The organism is Streptomyces sp. NPDC001822, from assembly GCF_042892135.1.
GTDB lineage: Bacteria > Actinomycetota > Actinomycetes > Streptomycetales > Streptomycetaceae > Streptomyces.
This window is the reverse complement of record NZ_JBIATW010000006.1, coordinates 379,209-396,011: the sequence shown is the minus strand read 5'-3', so window position 1 is coordinate 396,011 and position 16,803 is coordinate 379,209. Positions and strand designations below refer to the sequence as shown.

Below are 16,803 nucleotides of genomic sequence, written 5' to 3'. Positions count from 1 at the left end.
ACCCACCCCGCACGCCCCGCGCCGTCGGCCGGGGCTTTCTTCATGCCCTGGAGGGCCAATGGCTGACCTGATCTCTGACGGCAAGACCCGCGTGGTGTGGATGGCCACCTGCGCGAACATCAACGCCCCGACCGTGGCCGAGCTGAACGCCGGCGCGGACTACACCAAGAGGATCACCCCGGACGGGCTGAAGCTGGACCCGACCACGGCGGACGTGGACACGTCGTCGCTGGCCAGCAAGTTCGACACGAAGACCGTCGGCCGGGTCGGCTTCGACGTCGAACTGACCTTCAAGCGGGGCGACAACCCGACGGACGACGCCCCCTACACCACCCTGAAGTACGGCGTCGGCGGGTTCCTCGCGGTGCGCCGTGGTGTCGACTTCGCCACGGCGTGGACGATCGGCCAGAAGGCCGAGGTCTACCCGATCACCTGCGGTGAGCCCGCGAACAACTCCCCGGCCGCGAACGAGGTCATGAAGTTCACCTCGCCGATGAAGGTCACCGACACCCCGGCGACCGCCGCGACGGTGGCCTGATGCCGGACATCAAGGCCCTGCTGGCCAAGGCGAAGCCGCGCGAGGGCTCGACGACGGTCCTGCTCGACGGGCAGACCGCTGGGGAGATCGAGCGCCTGGAGGCTGAGCTCCTTCAGGTGTCGGAGGACTGGCAGCCGGCCGACCTGACCGAGCAGCACCCGGGCCGGAAGATCAGCGAGCAGATCGCGAAGCTCCGGCAGAAGGCGAAGAACTCCGAGGCGGTGTTCCGATTTCGGTACATCGGCGACGAGGCGTACTCCAGCCTGCTGGCCGCCCACCCGTCGAAGGACCCCCAGGAGGGGTTCGACTCGGTGACCTTCCCCCGGGCGCTGATCGCCGCGTCTGCGGTCGACCCGGTGATGTCCGAGGACGACGTGAAGGCGCTGTTCGAGGTCATCAGCCAGGGCGACATCAAGAGGCTGTTCGACACCGTGTGGGACGTCCACAACAGTTCGGGGCTTACCCCTTTCTCGTTGGCCGCCTCCGCTCTCCTGGCGGCGGCCGCTGGCGGCGAGAAGTAGAGACCGCGCGCGATTGGGGAGTGCCGCGCTCGGTTTTCCTCGGCCGGGTGGTGGCTCCTGGCGAGCCGCTGTTCACCGGGGAGGACCGGGCGTGGGCCTTGGCGCTGAAGGAGATCGAGGCGGACACCTGCCCGGACTGCGGCGAGTCCTGGTCGGAGGCCACCGACCCGAAGAACGAGTTCGAGTACACGGCCGAGCTGATCATGTGCCACTCCTGCGCGACCTCGGCCAAGGCGGTCCGCGCTCACCAGGACCGAAACGGTTCCGCCGACGGGCTGCACGTCCACCTGGAGCACCGCAAGAAGAGGAGGTGAGCCGTGGCCGTCCGTACCGTCACCGTCCGGCTCCGAGCCGACATCTCGAACTACACCCGCGGCATGCGGCAGGCCTCCGACACCACGTCGCGCCTCGCCAACGCGGGTGCAGCCACTGGCGCGGCGATGCTCGCCGGGTTTGCTGTGGCTGCGGCTGCCGCCGCGAAGTTCGACAAAGCGCTCAGCAACGTGCGCGCGGTGACCGGGGCGTCCACTGGCGAGATGGCGAAGCTGCGCGCGGCCGCGCTGGAGGCCGGGAAGACCACGTCGTTCACGGCCACGGAGGCGGCGAACGCCGAAGCCGAACTGGCCCGCGCCGGCGTCAGTACCGCGAACATCATCGGTGGCGCACTCAAAGGCAGCCTGGCCCTGGCCGCGTCCGGGCAGGTCGACCTCACCGAAGCCGCAGTCGTGTCCGCGCAGGCCATGAATACCTTCGGGCTCGCGGGCAAGGACGTCACGCACATCGCGGACCTCCTTGCCGCGGGCGCGAACAAGAGCGCGGCCGACGTGCACGGGCTCAGCATGTCCCTGCGCATGGGCGGGCTCCTCGCCCACCAGACAGGCATGTCCATCGAGGACACCGTGGGCACCCTCGCGGCGTTCGCCGACCATGCGCTGATCGGCTCGGACGCCGGTACGTCGCTCAAGGTGATGTTGCAGAGGCTGGTGCCGCAGTCCAAGGAAGCCCAGGGCGCGATGGACGCCATCGGGTTCTCCGCCTATGACTCCAGCGGCAAGTTCGTCGGCCTGTCGGAACTGGCCGGCCGGATGAAGACCAGCTTCAGCAAGCTGACGCCAGAGGCGCGCAACAGCGCCATGGCCACCATCTTCGGTGCGGACGCGGTCCGTTCTGCCACGATCCTGTACGAGCTCGGCTCCGAGGGCATCAACCGGTACGTCACCAGCGTGGACGACGCCGGGGCCGCCCAGCGCATGGCCGCGATCCAGACCGACAACCTCATCGGGGATCTGGAACGACTACGCGGCGCGCTGGAGGTCGCCCTCATCGAGGGCGGGTCCGCGGCGAACGGTGCCCTGCGCTCGATGACGCAGTGGATCACCGCCCTGGTCAATGCGTACAACAGCTTGCCGCCGGGGTTGCAGCACGCGGTGACCGGGTTTATGGGCGTCGGCGGCGCCATCGCGTTCGCAGGCGGCGCGATGCTGCTGCTCCTGCCGAGGATCGCCGCGACCCGGGCGGCCCTGACCGCGATGGGCGTCACCGCGACGACCGTGCGGTCCGCGATGATGATGCTCGGCCGCATGACGCTTGTCGTCGCCGGGCTCGCCGCCGTCAGCTACGGCGTCGAAACGATGATGAAGCAGTTCGACGAGGCGCCGCCGAACGTCACGAAGCTCACCAACTCGCTCGTCGACCTGGCCCTTAAGGGCAAGGCCGGCGGGGAGCTCACGAAGGCGTTCGGCGAGGACCTCGACAAGTTCGGTACGTCCGTGGCCCGCATCGCCCACGCGGGTGTCCTGGACCGGGTCGGCGACTCGCTGTACAACATCACGCACCTGGGCTCGGACGGCTACGAACTGACGACGGCGCGCGAGAACGTCAAGAGCCTGGACGAGGCGCTGTCCGGTCTGGTGCAAGCCGGGTCGGCGGATGTTGCGGCGAAGGCGTTCCAGCAGATGGCTGTGGAGGCTGAGGCGCAGGGCACGTCCACGGAGAAGCTGCGGACGCTGCTGCCGCAGTACGCCGAAGCGCTGTCCGGCGCGGACACCCAGCAGAAGCTGGCGGCCGAGAGCCAGGCCGGTCTCGGTGACGCGGCGGAGATGACCGCGGACCAGATGAAGGACCAGCGCACCGAGGCGGAGAAGCTGGCCGACGCGCTGAAGACCCTGAACGGCGTCGCCATCTCGACGGCCGAGCAGGAGATCGGGTTCCGGAAGTCCCTGGCAGACCTGTCAGCCGCGGTAAAGGAGAACGGGCACAGTCTCGACGTCACCACGGAGAAGGGGCGGGCGGTCAAGGGCGCGTTCCTCGACGCCGCGAAATCTGCCATGGAGTACGCCCAGTCGGTGGCCGAGCAGACCGGCAGCCAGGAGCAGGGGCAGGCGGTCCTAGAGAAGAACGTCGGCCTGCTCCGGGCCCAGATGGATCAGGCCGGGTTCTCGAAGGACGCCATCGACAAGCTCACATCCGCGTACCTGCAGCTGCCGGCCGCGGCCACCACGAAGGTGAACGCCGACACGGCGGCCGCGGTGAAGGACCTGCAGGCGGTACAGAACAAGATTCGTACCACCAAGGGCAAGAACATCACCGTCAAGGCGCTGACGGGAACGGCGGAGAAGGCGCTGAAGAACCTCGGCTACAAGGTCACCCACATGAAGGACGGCAGCGCCCGGATCACCGTTCCCACGGGCACGCCGATCTCTCAGGTGGGTGCGATCCAGCGGGCCATCAACGGGATCCAGGGCAAGCCCGTCGGCATCGGGGTGTACCTCAAGGCCACGGCCAGCGACTCCGACGCCAACGGCGTGCCCGACATGATCCAGGCGCGCGCGAAGGGCGCCGTCGTCGACTACTACGCCAACGGCGGCATGCGCGAAAACCACGTCGCGCAGATCGCCCCTGCGGGCAGCTGGCGGGTCTGGGGCGAGCCGGAGACCGGGGGCGAGGCGTACATCCCGCTCGCCCGCGGAAAGCGGCCGCGTTCCCGACAGATCGCGGCGGAGACGGTGGGCCGTCTCGGCGGCCGCGTTGAATGGTTCGCCTCTGGCGGGCTGAACGGCTTCACGTACACCCCGACCGGTCAGCCGGTCCTGGGTGGCCCATCGGACGCCAAGAGCCGCTACGACAAGGAGGTCGAAGACCTCAAGAAGGCGTGGGCCGACCTCAGCGCAGCCATGGCCGACGCGAAGAAGAAGGCCGACGCAGTCAAGGAGGCCGAGAAGAACCTGGCGCGCGTGCGCAAGGGCAGGCACACGGCGAAGCAGCTGGACGCGGCCGAGGACAAGCTGTCCAAGGCGCGGAAGGCAGCGAAGAAGTCGAACGCCAAGGTCAGCGAAGAGCGGCAGGACGTCTACGACGCGAACGCTGCTCTGGGGGTCAAGAAGGGCAGTAAGGCCCCCGCCTCGTTCAACTTGGGCGCTTACCAGAAGCAGCTGAACAACTCGCTCGCGGCGACGACGAAGTGGCGCACCAGCCTGGCGAAGATCGGGCAGCGCGGTGGGGCGGAGCTCAAAGCCATGCTGGAGAACATGGGTGAGGAGGGGTACTCCCTCGTCAACGCCCTGGCGGGCGCGTCCAACGCGCAGTTCGCCGACATCGTGAAGAAGCTCGAGGCCACGGGCGAGCTCGCCAAGGCGACCCTGGCCGATTTCACGAAACAGCTCGGCGGGTCGACGAAGGAGTCCCAGCAGTTCGCGAAGGACTTGCAGACCCTCGCGGCGCAGGGGTTCGGGGACCTGGCGCAGGCCCTAGCCGCCCAGGGCGACGGCTCGGCCATGGCCCTGGCCCGGCAAGCGGCCTCTGGCTCGTCCCGGGACGTGGCGGCCGCGAACGCCGCGGTGAAGGCCAACCAGACGGCGCTCACCGGGGACGACCTGGTGGACTCCCTCGTTCTGCTCTCCACGCTCCGGGGCAAGCCCGGGGCCGGTTTCGCGGAGCTGATCGCGGCCGGGCTGGACACGGCCACCATCCGGGCCCTGGTGCCGCGGATGATGGCGCAGATCAACAGCCTGCCCGCCGCGAACAAGGACGCGTTCCTGCGGCAGTTCGCGGGCCAGGGCGGTGTCACCGCGATGGCGCGTGGCGGGGTCCTCACCGGGCCCGGCCTCGTCCTCGGCGGTGAGGCCGGGGTCCCAGAGTCGTGGATCCCTCACGACGGGTCGGCCAGGTCGCGTGCGCTGCTCGCCACGACGGCGCGCGCGCTCGGCTACGACGCGCGCCCGGCAGGCCGGTGGGGCGCCGGCCGGGCGGCCGGGGCTGCTGCGCACTACGACCAGCGGACCACGACCGTGACGCTGAACGGGGCCAAGCAGACGGCCGGTGAGCAGGCTGCGGACATCGCCCGCCACCTGACTTTCATCGGCTGACGGGAGGAGGCACGTGCCGTACACACCAGGGCAGACCCTCGGCGGGCTCACCGCCACGCTGGGGGATCTGCCGCTCGGCTCGGTCGACTCCGCCGGAGTCGCCTGGGTCCTGCAGGAGCTGGAGGGCTGGGACAGCCCCGAGGTCCGCTCCGAGCTCCAGCAGCGCGAGGCGGACCACGGGGCGTGGCAGACCCCGGTCTACTACGGGGAACGTCCGATCACGCTCGCGGGGACAATCGTGGCTCCGGACCGGACGGCGCTGGAGGACGCGATGGACCGGCTGCGCGCGGCCGTGTCCATCACCGACACCGTGCTGACGGTGGCCGAGACGATCCCGAAGTGCGCGACCGTGCGCCGCTCCGGGAAGGTCCTGACCCGGTACGTCACGGACACCATCGCGACGTACAGCGCGCTCGTCACCGCCGCGGACCCTCGCCGGTACGCGATCGCCCCGCAGTCCGGGTCGACGGGGCTGGCGTCCACGACGGGCGGGTTGACGCTGCCGGCAACGGTGCCGTTGACGATCAGCGCGACCACCGTGTCCGGGCAGATCGACGCCGCGAACCTGGGTTCCTTCGGGACCCCGCTGGTGCTGACGATCAGCGGGCCGGTCCAGCAGCCTCAGATCCTGGTCGCCATGCCCGGGGGCAGCGTGCTCCCGCTGATCTACAGCCAGGACCTCGGGGTCGGCGAGCAGCTCGTCATCGACACCGCGGCGCACACCGTTGTCCTCAACGGGGACGTGTCCCGCCGGCGGTTCCTCTCGGTGCCGTCGGGCTGGCCGCGGATTCCCGCTGGCGCGTCCGTCACGGTCACGTTCAATGCCGCCGTCTACAACGCATCCGCACTGCTGACCGCCACGTGGCGTTCGGCCTGGGACTGAGGAGACCCCTTATGCCGGTCGATCCCACCTGGCAGAACACGCTTACCCTCGACGGCGCCGAGCTCCGGCGTGTCGACTCGATGCTCGTCATGGGCGACGGGACCGCTCTCGGCTCCCGTGGCGGTGTCCGCCCCGGCGACCCGGGGCTCACCGTCACGCTCGCCGGGTCCGTCATCAACGTCAGCGCTGGCGTCGCCGCCGTCTACCGGTCCGGGCAGGGCGTCTACCGGGCGGCCCTGCCGTCCAGCGTGTCACCCGGCTCGGTCACCGCGGCGCACGCCACCCTGGCCCGCGTCGACCTGGTGTACCTGAGGATCTGGGACACCGACATCGACGCGTCCGGGCTCCGGCAGGCCGACCCGGTGTACCTCGCGGGGACACCGTCGTCGACTCCGGTCGCGCCCACGCCTGCGGGGACGGTCATCTATCTGCCGCTGGCGACGATCAGCGTCCCGGCGTCTGGTGGCGGCTCCCCGTCGGTGTCCACCACGGTCCGGCCCGTCACCGTGGCGCCGGGCGGCATCCTTCCGGCGCAGACCACGACGCCGGCCAACCCGTACACGGGTCAGGTGTGGCACGACGGCGCCGACCTCAAGGTCTGGAACGGATCCTCCGTCGACACCTACGCCAAGGTCCGCACGGTCGCCTGGACGAACATCACCCTGGCCAGCGGGTTCACCACACCACAGGGGGCCCTGGGAACTGCCCAGTACCGGGTCGTGACGGTCGACGGCACCGCCACGGTGCAGCTGCGCGGGGGCATCACCTGCACCAGCGACGTCGTGGCCGCCACCACGTTCGCGACCCTGCCTGTTGCAGCACGGCCGCCGCAGAACCGCAGCTTCACCGTGGCCCGCAATTACTCGGCCTCCACATGCGGATCGACCCGCCTGGAGATCCAGACGACCGGGGTGTCCCAGATCTTCGGGAGCACCAGCCCCAACCAGACCGGCTGGTTCTCACTGGACGGGTGCTCGTATGCCCTCTGAGCGCCCGTACCGGCTGGCCTGGTACGGCTGCGACCTGCGGACCGGCGGCATCGTCGAAGACCTTCCCAGCCTGAAAACGCCGGCGCTCTCCCGGCGCCTCGGGCAGCAGACCACCGCGCAGTTCGACCTGCAGCTCGGCGGCGCCCCACCGGACTGGGTGGCCGCGACCGCACACGGCCGCTCCGCGCTCGTCGCCGTCGACACGCTCACCGACACCCCCATCTGGGCGGGCAGCGTCCTGCGCCGCACCCGCGGCTCGGCGCTGACCGCACCGCTGGCGTGCGCCACGCTCGAGGCGTACCTGGAGCGCCGCTACACCGGCACCCGCACCCTCATCGGAGCAGACCAGGCGACCGTCATCTCCACCCTGGCGACGAACCTGCTGAGCAACGCCCCACCGTTCGTCATCGACGCACCCGCCACCGGCGTCAGCATGGACTACACCGTCCTCGACTCCGACGACAAGACGATTCTGTCCGCCATGCAGGAGGTCATGGGGATGGACGGCGGGCCCGAGTGGACCGTCGACGTGGAGTGGGCCAACGCCAGCCACACCGCGTTCCGGTTCCCGCTCCGGGTCCGCCCCCGCATCGGCACCCAGAGTCCGGAGCCGGAGGCCACGTTCGACTTCCCCGGGTCGGTCTCCGCCTACGAGCAGGAGGAGTCCTACGAGGACGGGAAGGGCTCGACCGCTGTCCTGGCCCGTGGCGAGGGCGAGGGCGACTCGCGGCTCTCCAGCGGCAGCTACGTCGCTACCGACCTGCTGGCCAGCGGCTGGTGCCAGTACGTCCACCGCTACACCCCGGCCTCCGGGCTGACCGACCCGGCACAGCTGAACAGTCACGCGTCCTCCGCGCTCGCGCTCATGAAAACCGGCGCGTCCGCATGGTCCGTCACCGGTGTGGCATCCCAGGCGCCCCGGCTCGGCACCGACTGGGGAATCGGCGACACCGTCCGCCTGGAGGTCGCCCCGGGCACCTCGCCCGGCCACCCTGCCGGTGCGTCCGTCGTCGCCCGGGCGTGGGCCTGGGACCTCGACGTCGCCAACGACCAGATCACCCCGATCCTCGTAGAGGAGGACTGAATGCCCACCGGAGCCGATCACCTGCCCAGCGACACCACCGCCTTGATCCGCCGCCTCGCTGCCCTGGAGCGCGACGTCAGAGAACTGCGGGCCGCCCGACGGCTGGAAGCGGCGTCAGTCGGCGCGGGCGGTCTGAGGATCGTGTCCGGCGGTCGGCTGTCCATGACCACCACCGACGGGGTGCGCATGGTCGACGTCGGGGAAATCACCGACGACAACTTCGACCACCTCGACGGCACCCCCCAGCAGGCAGTGTTCTTCCGCCGTGAGGACGGCACCCGAGCCCTGTCCATCTACGGGTACCCGGCGGGCGGCAACGAGGCCCAGGCATGGACCTGGTACGACCGCGACGGCACCATCGTCCTGGCCGAGGACGCCGGCAGCGGCACGGGCCTGGCCCGGCCGTGGATCCCGATGACCGCGCCGACACCGAGCGACCCGGCGCTCTGGGGCAAGACGACGGCCGGGGCATTCACGACTGTTGCCACCTCGTACAACGTGAAGTGGCAGCCGCGGCTGCGGGTGTTCGCGAACACGACACTGGTGGGCACGGCGACCGGCGAGGTCCAGTTCGCCGTCAACGGGGTCGCCTGGGGTCCTGTCGTGACCGCCGGCACCAGCCTCGACTACACCGGGGTCCTCGACAACGTGGAAATCGGGGAGATGTTCACCCTGGACGTGCAGGGTCGGCGCCTCACCGGCACCGGCAGCGTCGCCGCTCAGGTCCGCATGATCTACGGACGACAGACCTAGGAGGTCTACATGGCAGCACATGCTGACGCCACCCTCATCTCGTACCGGCTGAGCCAGTACGCGGTCGGGATATGCCCATCGATCGAACTCACCGTTCAGTTCCAGGCGACCCCGGAGAATGTCGAGCCGGTTGACGAAGCGGCCGAGGCCGCGATACGCGCCCTCATCAAGGCGCTGGAGACCCGGTATCCGGGGGTCCCGGTCGGGACCGAGCGGACGTACACCTCACAGCTGACCGAGACCGAGTGGTACGCCCCCGCCGGGCCAGCCCCCGAGGACCCGGGCAACGAACCGCCGCCGGCCTCCCTCGAATCCTGACCCCTTCCGCCCTTGCCCCGCGCCGATCGGCCCGGGGCTTTGTCACGTCTGGAGACCCGATGGCCTGGTACCCGAGGGCTAAGAAGTACGAGCTGCAGCCGGAGTCCGACAGCCAGCCCGCGATCCGCCCGACGCAGTTCATCGTCCACTCGATCATCGCCCCGTGGACGGCGAAGCGCGTCTACGAATTCTGGCGGGACAGCACCAACCTGGAGAGCCACTTCGGGATCGGCTACGAGGCGGACGACGTCGGGCAGTTCATCGGTACGCAGACCCGCGCGGACGCGAACGCCGGGGCGAACCGGAGGGCGGACGGGACCGGCGCCGTGTCGGCCGAGACCGCGTCGAACCTTCAGGGCTCGGACCCGTGGACCGACGAGCAGGTCGAGGAACTGATCCGGCTCGGCGTGTGGCTGCACCAGACCCACGGGATCCCGCTGCGGATCTGCCGCACCCATGACGACCCGGGGTTCGGCTACCACTCGATGTTCCCGCAGTGGTCCACGTCGGGGACCGCCTGCCCGGGCAAGGCCCGCATCGCCCAGTTCAAGGCCGTTGTGTTCCCGGGGATCGTCGCCCGCGCCACCGGCAAGACCGAACCCACCGAGGAGGACCCCATGGCGGGGATGACCAAGCAGGACGTGTTCGACGCGGTGTGGAAGACGGACGCTATCGGCGGGCCGGCCGACGCGGCGGACCACAAGACGAACCCGACATGGCAGGCGGCCAGCATCCTCAAGGACGTGCAGACCCGCGTCCGCCGCCTGGACGCCACCGTCACCGCTCAGTCCGCCGCGATCACCGCACTGGCCGGGCAGGTCGGCAAGGGCGCGGACACGGCCACCGTCGTGGCCGCCGTACAGAAGGCCATCGCCGACGCCGTCATCAAGGTCGACGTCGACATCAACAGCAAGGAGTCCTGACATGGCTGCACCCACCGAGGCGAAGGTCAAGGCGGCCAGCACCGCCACGTTCCTGGCTGGTCTCGCCATCGCCGTACTGAACGCTGTCGTTGCCGACAGCTCCCTCCTCGGCCCGCTGCCCGTGTGGCTCCAGGCGCCGGTGCTGGCGCTCGTCCCGGCCGGGCTGACGTGGCTGGCCGGGTACCAGGCGCGGCACACCCCGAGGAGCATCGTCTGATGCGGGCCGCGTCCGCCCTGTGGGCGCATCTGGGCTGGCGCGGCCTGGCACTCGCCGGCCCCGGGGCTGGGTGGATCGTCGTGGGCTGCGGCCTGATTTTCACTACCCGGCCTGGGGTGAACGCCGGCGCTGGCCCGCTCATCGACCTGATGTGCATCGAGGCGTGGGGCGGGGTGTGGATCGGGTGCGGTCTCCTCGGCCTGGCCGCCGGGGTCATGCGCCCGGGCCGGGACGTATGGGGGTTCGCCGCCATCGCCGGGCCACCAGCCTGGTGGGCACTGTCCTTCGCCACCGCCGCGATCGTCGGCCGGTACGCCCCGGGCTGGGCCAGCGTCCCGGTGTACACCGTCATCCTGCTACTGCTGGTCATCATCGCCGCGCTGACGGGGGGTCACAGGCGCATATGCACATGTGAGAGAGGGGGCCACGGTGGGCGGTGACAGCACTGTGCTCGGCGTAGTCATTGCAGTGGTCGGCGGACTGGCGTCGGTGCTCGTCGCACGGATATCGGCGCCGCGCGACCGGGGCGGGCCACAGGTTCAGTTGCCGGCCGAGGGCGTGGACCTGCCCCCGCCCGGGTTGCAGGTGTCGCCGGAGATCTGGGAGTACGTCAGCGGCCGGTTCGACCGGCTGGAGGCGGACGTCGCGCACCTGACCGCTGTGGTGGAGACGAAGAAAATCGAGGTGACCGCGCTGGAGCGCATGCTCCGGCAGGCCATGCGGATCATCCGCCGCGCGAACCGGCGCCTCGCCTCCCGCGGCGAGGCACCCGAGGAAGTCCCGCGGGAGCTCGTCCCGTACAGCATCGAGTGATCACCTTCGCGGTAGCGCGAAACTGATGACGCCCCCTGTTCGGCCCCTGGTGGGGTCGGGCGGGGGGCGGCTTTGTCGTGTCCGGGTATGGCGATGGCCCCGCACCACAGCGGAGGGCGGGGCCATCGGGGGTACCACTGCCGCGGCCGGCGGGTACCGTTCTGGTGTCGAGTCAGAACGGAGTTCAGTATGCACGCTCTGCCCCACGACCACACCGGCGCACGCATCAAGCGGCTGCGCCTTGAACGCCACCTCACCCAGCAGGCCCTCGCCGACCTGTCGCAGGTCTCGTACTCCACCGTCACGAAGGTGGAGCAGGGCAAGCTCCCCGCGTCCCCGCACCTGGTGGCCCGCTTCGCACGGGCGCTGCGTGTCGAGGTCGCCACGATCATCGGTCAGCCCTACGCGGCCGAGCTCCGGGCCGATGACCTGGACGTCCTGCTCCAGCCCATCAGGGAGGCGCTGGACGTGTTCGACCTCGGCGCCGACCCGGAGATCCGGCCCCGCCCCCTCCAGCTCCTGCACAACGACGCCGAGTCCATGCTCGCCGCCGTCCGCGCGGGGGAGATCAAGCAGGTAGCGACACAGCTACCTGGCCTGCTGCTGGAGGCCACCACCGCAGCGCACGAGACGGACACCACCGAGGGGTGGCTGCTCCTCGCATCGACCTACCGCACTGCCTACGACGTGGCCAGCAAGTTGGGCTTCGGCGACCTCGCGACAATCGCCCTGGCCCGCATGGACTGGGCGGCCCAGCGCGGATCGAACGCCGTAGTCGGGGCGATGGGCCGGTACATGAGGGCGCTCACCTACCTGCGCGCCGGCCAGTACCGCACCGGGGACCGGCTGGTGAAGGTCGGCCTGGACACCCTCGCTCAGGCGGAGGAGTCCAGGGAGCGCGACATCCTCACCGGGCAACTCCACCTCGGCGCCGCCGTCATGGCGGGCCGGGCCCAGGACCGTGACGCAGCCGAGGGGCACCTGGCCGAGGCGGACCGCATCGCCAGCGGGACGGGCGAGGCGGTGAAGGTCCACTGGCTGGCATTTGGTCCGACGAACGTCGCGGTCCACCGGGTGTCCGTGCTTGCGGAGTTGGACGAGTACGGGGCGGCAACTGATGCCGGCGCGGGGCTGGTGATCCCTCGGGAGTATCCGGTGTCACGGCAGTCGCACCACTACGCGGAGTTGGCGCGGGCGCAGATGTGGACGGGCCAGCTGGACGAGGCGTTCGGGAATCTGCTGCGTGCGCGGAAGGCGGCACCGCAGCAGGCGAAGTACCACCCGACGGTGCGGGAGACCTACGCAGGGCTGGAGGCGGCGAAGCGCCGCCTGCCTGACAGCTTCCTGTCGTACGGCTCTTGGCTGGGAACCTGACGCGCAGTAAAGCCTTGGCCCCGACTATCACTAAGTAGGTGATAGTCGGGGCTTTTCCGTGGGTTCACCATGTGGTCATCAGCCTCTGCGACATGGAGCCGACCATGACGACGCCCCCCATCTCCGGCCGTCTGCAAGCCACGTATCGCGCGTACATCGTGCACACCCAGAAGTGTCACGCCTGCCGATCGGGCACGAACTGCACGGCTGCGGAACGGTTGCGGGCGACGTACCGGGCGGCGGAGCAGGCAGCCCGGGGATGAACGCGACCGGCCACACGTACTGCTGGGTGGAGAACCCGCAGCGCGGCGCCCACTGCACCCTCACCCGCGGGCACGGCGGCACAACGCACGTCGACTGGTACGCGGACGCTGACCGCCGGGAGTGGCCGGTTACCCGGCCTGCTACTGGCACCCCTACTCCCCTGTCCGTGGCTGCGCCGATCAGCACGGGCAGGGGCCGCAATGAAGACCCGAGGAGAGGTGCCACCCGTGACGGCGCCAATGGAGGGGATCGAACGTGAACTGCCCTAACTGCGGCGCCTTCACCTACGAGGACAACCTGGGCCGCTGGTTCTGCTCGCAATCGTGCGGGTGGAACAGCGGATACACGATGGGAGATCGCCATGAACTGTCCAAGCTGTGGCGGCGGCGCCATGCAGGGACCGGACGGAAAGTGGTACTGCATGAACAGCTGCGGGTGGGGAGGCGCCGTCGCGCCTGCACCGGCGTCGGTCGGGGTAGCCTCCGGGCATGACCAGCGGAACGGAACCCTCCTCCCCACCGTCACCGGAAATCACCCGGACCGACTGCGCTAAGTGCGGCACCGAGGTCTACGGTTTGGCCGGCAGATACGCGTGCGCTGGCTGTGGCTGGGTGAACCACTACAGCGAGGGGCACCAGGACCTGCCAACCGCGGCTGACGACCTGGATTACCGGCAGCGCTACTGAGGCACCGCCCAGCAGGAAGGAAGCCCCGGCCGCGTGCGGTCGGGGCTTCTTCAGTTCCGGACCAGGTCCGCCAGGTCAACGCCGATGGCGTCGGCAATGCGGATCAGTGAGTCGAGCATGGGCGAGGCGTGCCCCTGCTCGATGCGGTTGTACGACGCGAGGCCGATGCCAGAGCGGAGCGAGACCTGCTCCTGGGTGAGGGAGGCGTGCAGCCGTACAGCTCTGATGCGTTCACCGACAGCCCGGCGCCGGGCGAGGACACGGGCGCGAGGCATGGGCTGGTCGTACACCTGCCCACGCTCGCCGCATCATGATCAGTTGTCTTTACGGTTGACCCTAAAACGGTCGATCATGAATGCTGCACGCACGCACATGAGATGGAGATCACCGTGGGGATGACCTTGATATTCCTGCCGCAGGTTCCGCCGGCCGGGGCCCCGCCTACGTCCGCCCCCCAGGCGTCGACTGTTCGAGAGTGGGTGGACCCTCGGCACGCGGAGCTGGTCGCCACGTGGTCCACGGTGAGGCCGCCGCCGAGCGTTGCGGGATTTATCTACGCTCAGGACTGATGCAAGGAGCCCTGGCCGCAGGCGCGGCCGGGGCTCCCTTGCGTCCTCTCGGGCCAGCAGCGGGCCAGCAGCGCTCACGCGCAGGGCCCAGAATGACAGTGGACCCCAGCTCATATGTGCTCTGAGCTGGGGTCCAGCGGTAGGCCGTGTGGGACTCGAACCCACAACCAACGGATTAAAAGTCCGCTGCTCTGACCAATTGAGCTAACGGCCCGTGATGGATCACCCCCGAGCATAGCCGCCCCGGACCCGGCAGCCGATCGGGTATCGGGTGCCGGGCCCTGTCGCGGCCGGAGCGGAGCCCGTCAGTCCGCGGATTCGATGGGTTCACCCTCGTTCGTGCGCCTGCGTTCCGGTACGACCGGTTTGAGGAACCAGTGGCGGGCGGACACCAGCCACCAGACGGCCGCGAAGCCGAGCACCACCAGGACGGCCAGGGGCGCGTAGTTGAAGCTCTCCCAGGTGACCGGGGACACCTGCGGGAGCATGAACAGCACCGTGATCACCGCGACCCAGCCCACCGCGACGACGCCGACGGGCCGGGACCAGCGGCCCAGGTGCCAGGGACCCCGGACGAAGTCGTCGCCCCGCAGCAGACGGAGCAGGGTGGGGATGACGTAGGCGATGTAGAGCCCGATGACCGCGATGGAGGTCACGGCGGCGTACGCGGTCACGTTGATCAGGTACGGGAGGCCGAGGGCCAGGGCCCCGAGCGCGGCCAGCCAGACCGCCGCCACGGGGGTGCGCGTGCGGGGGCTGACCGTGTGCCAGAGGCGGGAGAAGGGCAGGGCCCCGTCGCGCGAGAAGGCGTAGATCATGCGGCTGTTGGCGGTCACCGAGGCCATGCCGCAGAACAGCTGGGCCCCGATGACGACCAGCAGCAGGAGCTTGCCCGTGGTGGCCCCGAGCGCGTCCAGGAGGATCTGGGCGGGCGGAGCCCCGGTCGGGGAGTTCAGGGCGCCGTCGTACGACTGGATGGCGAAGGTGAAGCCGAGCAGCAGCACGAAACCCGCGATCCACGAGGTCCAGATGGACTGCACGATGCCCCTGGGGCCCGCCACGGCCGCGTCGTGGGTCTCCTCCGTCATGTGGGCGGAGGCGTCGTAGCCGGTGAAGGTGTACTGCGCCATCAGCAGGCCGATCATCACGACGTAGAAGCCGCTGCCCCAGCCGGTGTTGTTGACGAACTCGGTGAAGACGTACGAGGCCGACTGGTGCGAGTCCGGCACGAACGTGAGCGCCCCGACGATGACGGCCACCCCGACGACGTGCCACCAGACGCTCACGTTGTTGAGGATCGCGACGATGCCGACGCCGAAGGTGTTCAGCAGCCCGTGCAGGACCAGGATCGCGGCGAAGAGCAGGATCGTGCGGCCGGGCGTGACCTCGAAGCCGAACTGGAGGTTCAGGTACGCCCCGAGGAAGGACGCCGCCCCGAAGTCGATGCCGGCGGTGACGGCGACCTGGCCGAGCACGTTGAACCAGCCCGCGAACCACGCCCAGGCGGCCGCGGAGCGCGGCGGGGCGAGGCGGTGGGCCCAGAAGTACAGGCCCGCGGACGTCGGGTACGCCGAACAGATCTCCGCCATGGCCAGGCCGACGAACAGCGTCATCAGCCCGACGCCGACCCAGCCCCAGGTGATGACGGCGGGCCCGCCGGTGTTCATGCCGAACAGGTACAGCGTCAGGCAGCCGGAGAGCACCGAGATGATCGTGAACGAGACGGCGTAGTTGGAGAAGGCGGACATCCGCCGGGCGAGGACCTGCGTGTAGCCGAGTTCGGCCAGCCGCTCCTCGTCGGTGACCGCGGCGGCGGGAGGGCGGAGGGCGTCGGGTGGCGGCTCTGCGGCCACCGCTTCGTCGTTTGTCATGCCCCCAGCGATGCCCCCACCGTGGGCCCGGCATGCGCCCCCGGGCGTGCGGAACACCGGACGGGGCCGGTGTACCGCAGACCGCGGTGCTCAGCGCGGCCGTCGCGGAGAAGAGTGTTTCCGGCCTTTCCACTCCAGGCCGGGGGCTGACGGCGAAGGGCCCGTACGCCACCGGGTCGGTGTCGTACGGGCCCTTCGCGTCAGTCGTTCAGCGACGGTCAGCCGTTGCGCTTCCAGCGCGGCTTGTCGTCGCGGCGGCCGAAGGTGCCGGTGCCGGTACCCGTGCCGGTGCCACCGCGGTGGTCGTCACGACGGCCGGTCGGACGGTCGCCGCCACCGGAGCGGAAGCCGCCCGAGGGACGGTCGTCGCGGCGGTCGCGGTTGAAGGGACGGTCGCCGCCGGAGCGGAAGCCGCCGGAGGGGCGGTCGTCACGGCGGTCACGGTTGAACGCCGGGCGGTCGTTGTCACGACGCTCGAACGAACGGCCACCGCGGTCGTCGCGACGGTCGCCGCCACCGGAGCGGAAGCCACCGGAAGGACGGTCGTCACGGCGGTCACGGTTGAACGCCGGGCGGTCGTTGTCACGACGCTCGAACGAACGGCCACCGCGGTCGTCGCGACGGTCGCCGCCACCG

Annotated in this window: 16 protein-coding genes, 1 tRNA gene and 1 pseudogene; 14 read left to right on the top strand and 4 right to left on the bottom strand. The window is 70.0% G+C overall.

The annotated features are described in order from the left end of the window. Positions 1 to 58 precede the first annotated feature (58 nt). From ACFYY2_RS17375 to ACFYY2_RS17310, 14 genes are all read left to right on the top strand, one after another. Positions 59 to 538, top strand: a complete 480-nt coding sequence (locus ACFYY2_RS17375; protein WP_388743237.1) for a hypothetical protein — start codon at positions 59 to 61, stop codon at positions 536 to 538. Next, positions 538 to 1,059, top strand: a complete 522-nt coding sequence (locus ACFYY2_RS17370) for a hypothetical protein (protein ID WP_388743234.1) — start codon at positions 538 to 540, stop codon at positions 1,057 to 1,059. The genes ACFYY2_RS17375 and ACFYY2_RS17370 overlap by 1 nt, the downstream gene beginning before the upstream one ends. A 20-nt stretch (positions 1,060 to 1,079) precedes the next feature. Continuing rightward, on the top strand, positions 1,080 to 1,373 hold the full coding sequence (locus tag ACFYY2_RS17365; protein WP_388743231.1) for a hypothetical protein: 294 nt from the start codon (positions 1,080 to 1,082) through the stop codon (positions 1,371 to 1,373). 3 nt (positions 1,374 to 1,376) lie between these two features. Next, complete coding sequence (locus ACFYY2_RS17360; RefSeq protein ID WP_388743228.1) at positions 1,377 to 5,423, top strand: phage tail tape measure protein; 4,047 nt, start codon at positions 1,377 to 1,379, stop codon at positions 5,421 to 5,423. A gap of 13 nt (positions 5,424 to 5,436) precedes the next feature. After that, positions 5,437 to 6,306, top strand: a complete 870-nt coding sequence (locus ACFYY2_RS17355) for a phage distal tail protein (protein ID WP_388743225.1) — start codon at positions 5,437 to 5,439, stop codon at positions 6,304 to 6,306. Positions 6,307 to 6,317: 11 nt separating this feature from the next. Then, positions 6,318 to 7,295: a hypothetical protein gene (locus ACFYY2_RS17350; RefSeq protein WP_388743223.1), complete on the top strand. Its 978-nt coding sequence runs from the start codon at positions 6,318 to 6,320 to the stop codon at positions 7,293 to 7,295. Then, a complete protein-coding gene (locus ACFYY2_RS17345) occupies positions 7,285 to 8,379 on the top strand; it encodes a hypothetical protein (RefSeq protein WP_388743221.1) in 1,095 nt (364 codons plus the stop codon). The genes ACFYY2_RS17350 and ACFYY2_RS17345 overlap by 11 nt, the downstream gene beginning before the upstream one ends. Further along, positions 8,380 to 9,132: a hypothetical protein gene (locus ACFYY2_RS17340; protein ID WP_388743218.1), complete on the top strand. Its 753-nt coding sequence runs from the start codon at positions 8,380 to 8,382 to the stop codon at positions 9,130 to 9,132. Positions 9,133 to 9,141: 9 nt separating this feature from the next. Further along, positions 9,142 to 9,450: a hypothetical protein gene (locus ACFYY2_RS17335; protein ID WP_388743215.1), complete on the top strand. Its 309-nt coding sequence runs from the start codon at positions 9,142 to 9,144 to the stop codon at positions 9,448 to 9,450. Between the two features lie 59 nt (positions 9,451 to 9,509). Then, on the top strand, positions 9,510 to 10,373 hold the full coding sequence (locus tag ACFYY2_RS17330; protein ID WP_388743212.1) for an N-acetylmuramoyl-L-alanine amidase: 864 nt from the start codon (positions 9,510 to 9,512) through the stop codon (positions 10,371 to 10,373). Between the two features lies 1 nt (position 10,374). After that, the gene (locus tag ACFYY2_RS17325) at positions 10,375 to 10,590 is read left to right on the top strand and encodes a holin (protein ID WP_190874333.1); all 216 of its coding nucleotides are present in this window, start codon (positions 10,375 to 10,377) and stop codon (positions 10,588 to 10,590) included. 116 nt (positions 10,591 to 10,706) lie between these two features. After that, positions 10,707 to 11,030, top strand: coding sequence for a hypothetical protein (locus tag ACFYY2_RS17320; RefSeq protein WP_388743208.1), 324 nt, complete (start codon positions 10,707 to 10,709; stop codon positions 11,028 to 11,030). Next, positions 11,020 to 11,403, top strand: coding sequence for a hypothetical protein (locus tag ACFYY2_RS17315; protein ID WP_388743207.1), 384 nt, complete (start codon positions 11,020 to 11,022; stop codon positions 11,401 to 11,403). The genes ACFYY2_RS17320 and ACFYY2_RS17315 overlap by 11 nt, the downstream gene beginning before the upstream one ends. A gap of 189 nt (positions 11,404 to 11,592) precedes the next feature. Next, entirely contained in the window at positions 11,593 to 12,777 is a 1,185-nt protein-coding gene (locus ACFYY2_RS17310) for a helix-turn-helix domain-containing protein (protein WP_388743204.1), read from the top strand. A gap of 1,000 nt (positions 12,778 to 13,777) precedes the next feature. Here ACFYY2_RS17310 and ACFYY2_RS17305 read toward each other — a convergent pair. The 4 genes and pseudogenes from ACFYY2_RS17305 to ACFYY2_RS17290 all read right to left on the bottom strand — a co-directional run. Further along, positions 13,778 to 14,002 (bottom strand): helix-turn-helix domain-containing protein, encoded by a 225-nt coding sequence (locus tag ACFYY2_RS17305; RefSeq protein WP_388743201.1) that lies wholly within the window; start codon positions 14,000 to 14,002, stop codon positions 13,778 to 13,780. A 434-nt stretch (positions 14,003 to 14,436) separates the two neighbouring features. Beyond that, positions 14,437 to 14,510, bottom strand: a tRNA-Lys gene (locus ACFYY2_RS17300). 91 nt (positions 14,511 to 14,601) lie between these two features. Continuing rightward, positions 14,602 to 16,167: an amino acid permease gene (locus ACFYY2_RS17295; protein WP_388743199.1), complete on the bottom strand. Its 1,566-nt coding sequence runs from the start codon at positions 16,165 to 16,167 to the stop codon at positions 14,602 to 14,604. Between the two features lie 218 nt (positions 16,168 to 16,385). Continuing rightward, positions 16,386 to 16,803: pseudogene (locus ACFYY2_RS17290) on the bottom strand (RNA helicase); the annotation flags it as partial.

Bases quoted from the DNA above. Each gene is read 5' to 3' on its own strand.
- ACFYY2_RS17350 (WP_388743223.1), top strand. From the start codon at position 6,318: ATGCCGGTCGATCCCACCTGGCAGAACACGCTTACCCTCGACGGCGCC.
- ACFYY2_RS17325 (WP_190874333.1), top strand. From the start codon at position 10,375: ATGGCTGCACCCACCGAGGCGAAGGTCAAGGCGGCCAGCACCGCCACG.
- ACFYY2_RS17345 (WP_388743221.1), top strand. From the start codon at position 7,285: ATGCCCTCTGAGCGCCCGTACCGGCTGGCCTGGTACGGCTGCGACCTG.
- ACFYY2_RS17295 (WP_388743199.1), bottom strand. From the start codon at position 16,167: ATGACAAACGACGAAGCGGTGGCCGCAGAGCCGCCACCCGACGCCCTC.
- ACFYY2_RS17310 (WP_388743204.1), top strand. From the start codon at position 11,593: ATGCACGCTCTGCCCCACGACCACACCGGCGCACGCATCAAGCGGCTG.
- ACFYY2_RS17370 (WP_388743234.1), top strand. From the start codon at position 538: ATGCCGGACATCAAGGCCCTGCTGGCCAAGGCGAAGCCGCGCGAGGGC.
- ACFYY2_RS17340 (WP_388743218.1), top strand. From the start codon at position 8,380: ATGCCCACCGGAGCCGATCACCTGCCCAGCGACACCACCGCCTTGATC.
- ACFYY2_RS17305 (WP_388743201.1), bottom strand. From the start codon at position 14,002: ATGCCTCGCGCCCGTGTCCTCGCCCGGCGCCGGGCTGTCGGTGAACGC.
- ACFYY2_RS17330 (WP_388743212.1), top strand. From the start codon at position 9,510: ATGGCCTGGTACCCGAGGGCTAAGAAGTACGAGCTGCAGCCGGAGTCC.
- ACFYY2_RS17375 (WP_388743237.1), top strand. From the start codon at position 59: ATGGCTGACCTGATCTCTGACGGCAAGACCCGCGTGGTGTGGATGGCC.
- ACFYY2_RS17335 (WP_388743215.1), top strand. From the start codon at position 9,142: ATGGCAGCACATGCTGACGCCACCCTCATCTCGTACCGGCTGAGCCAG.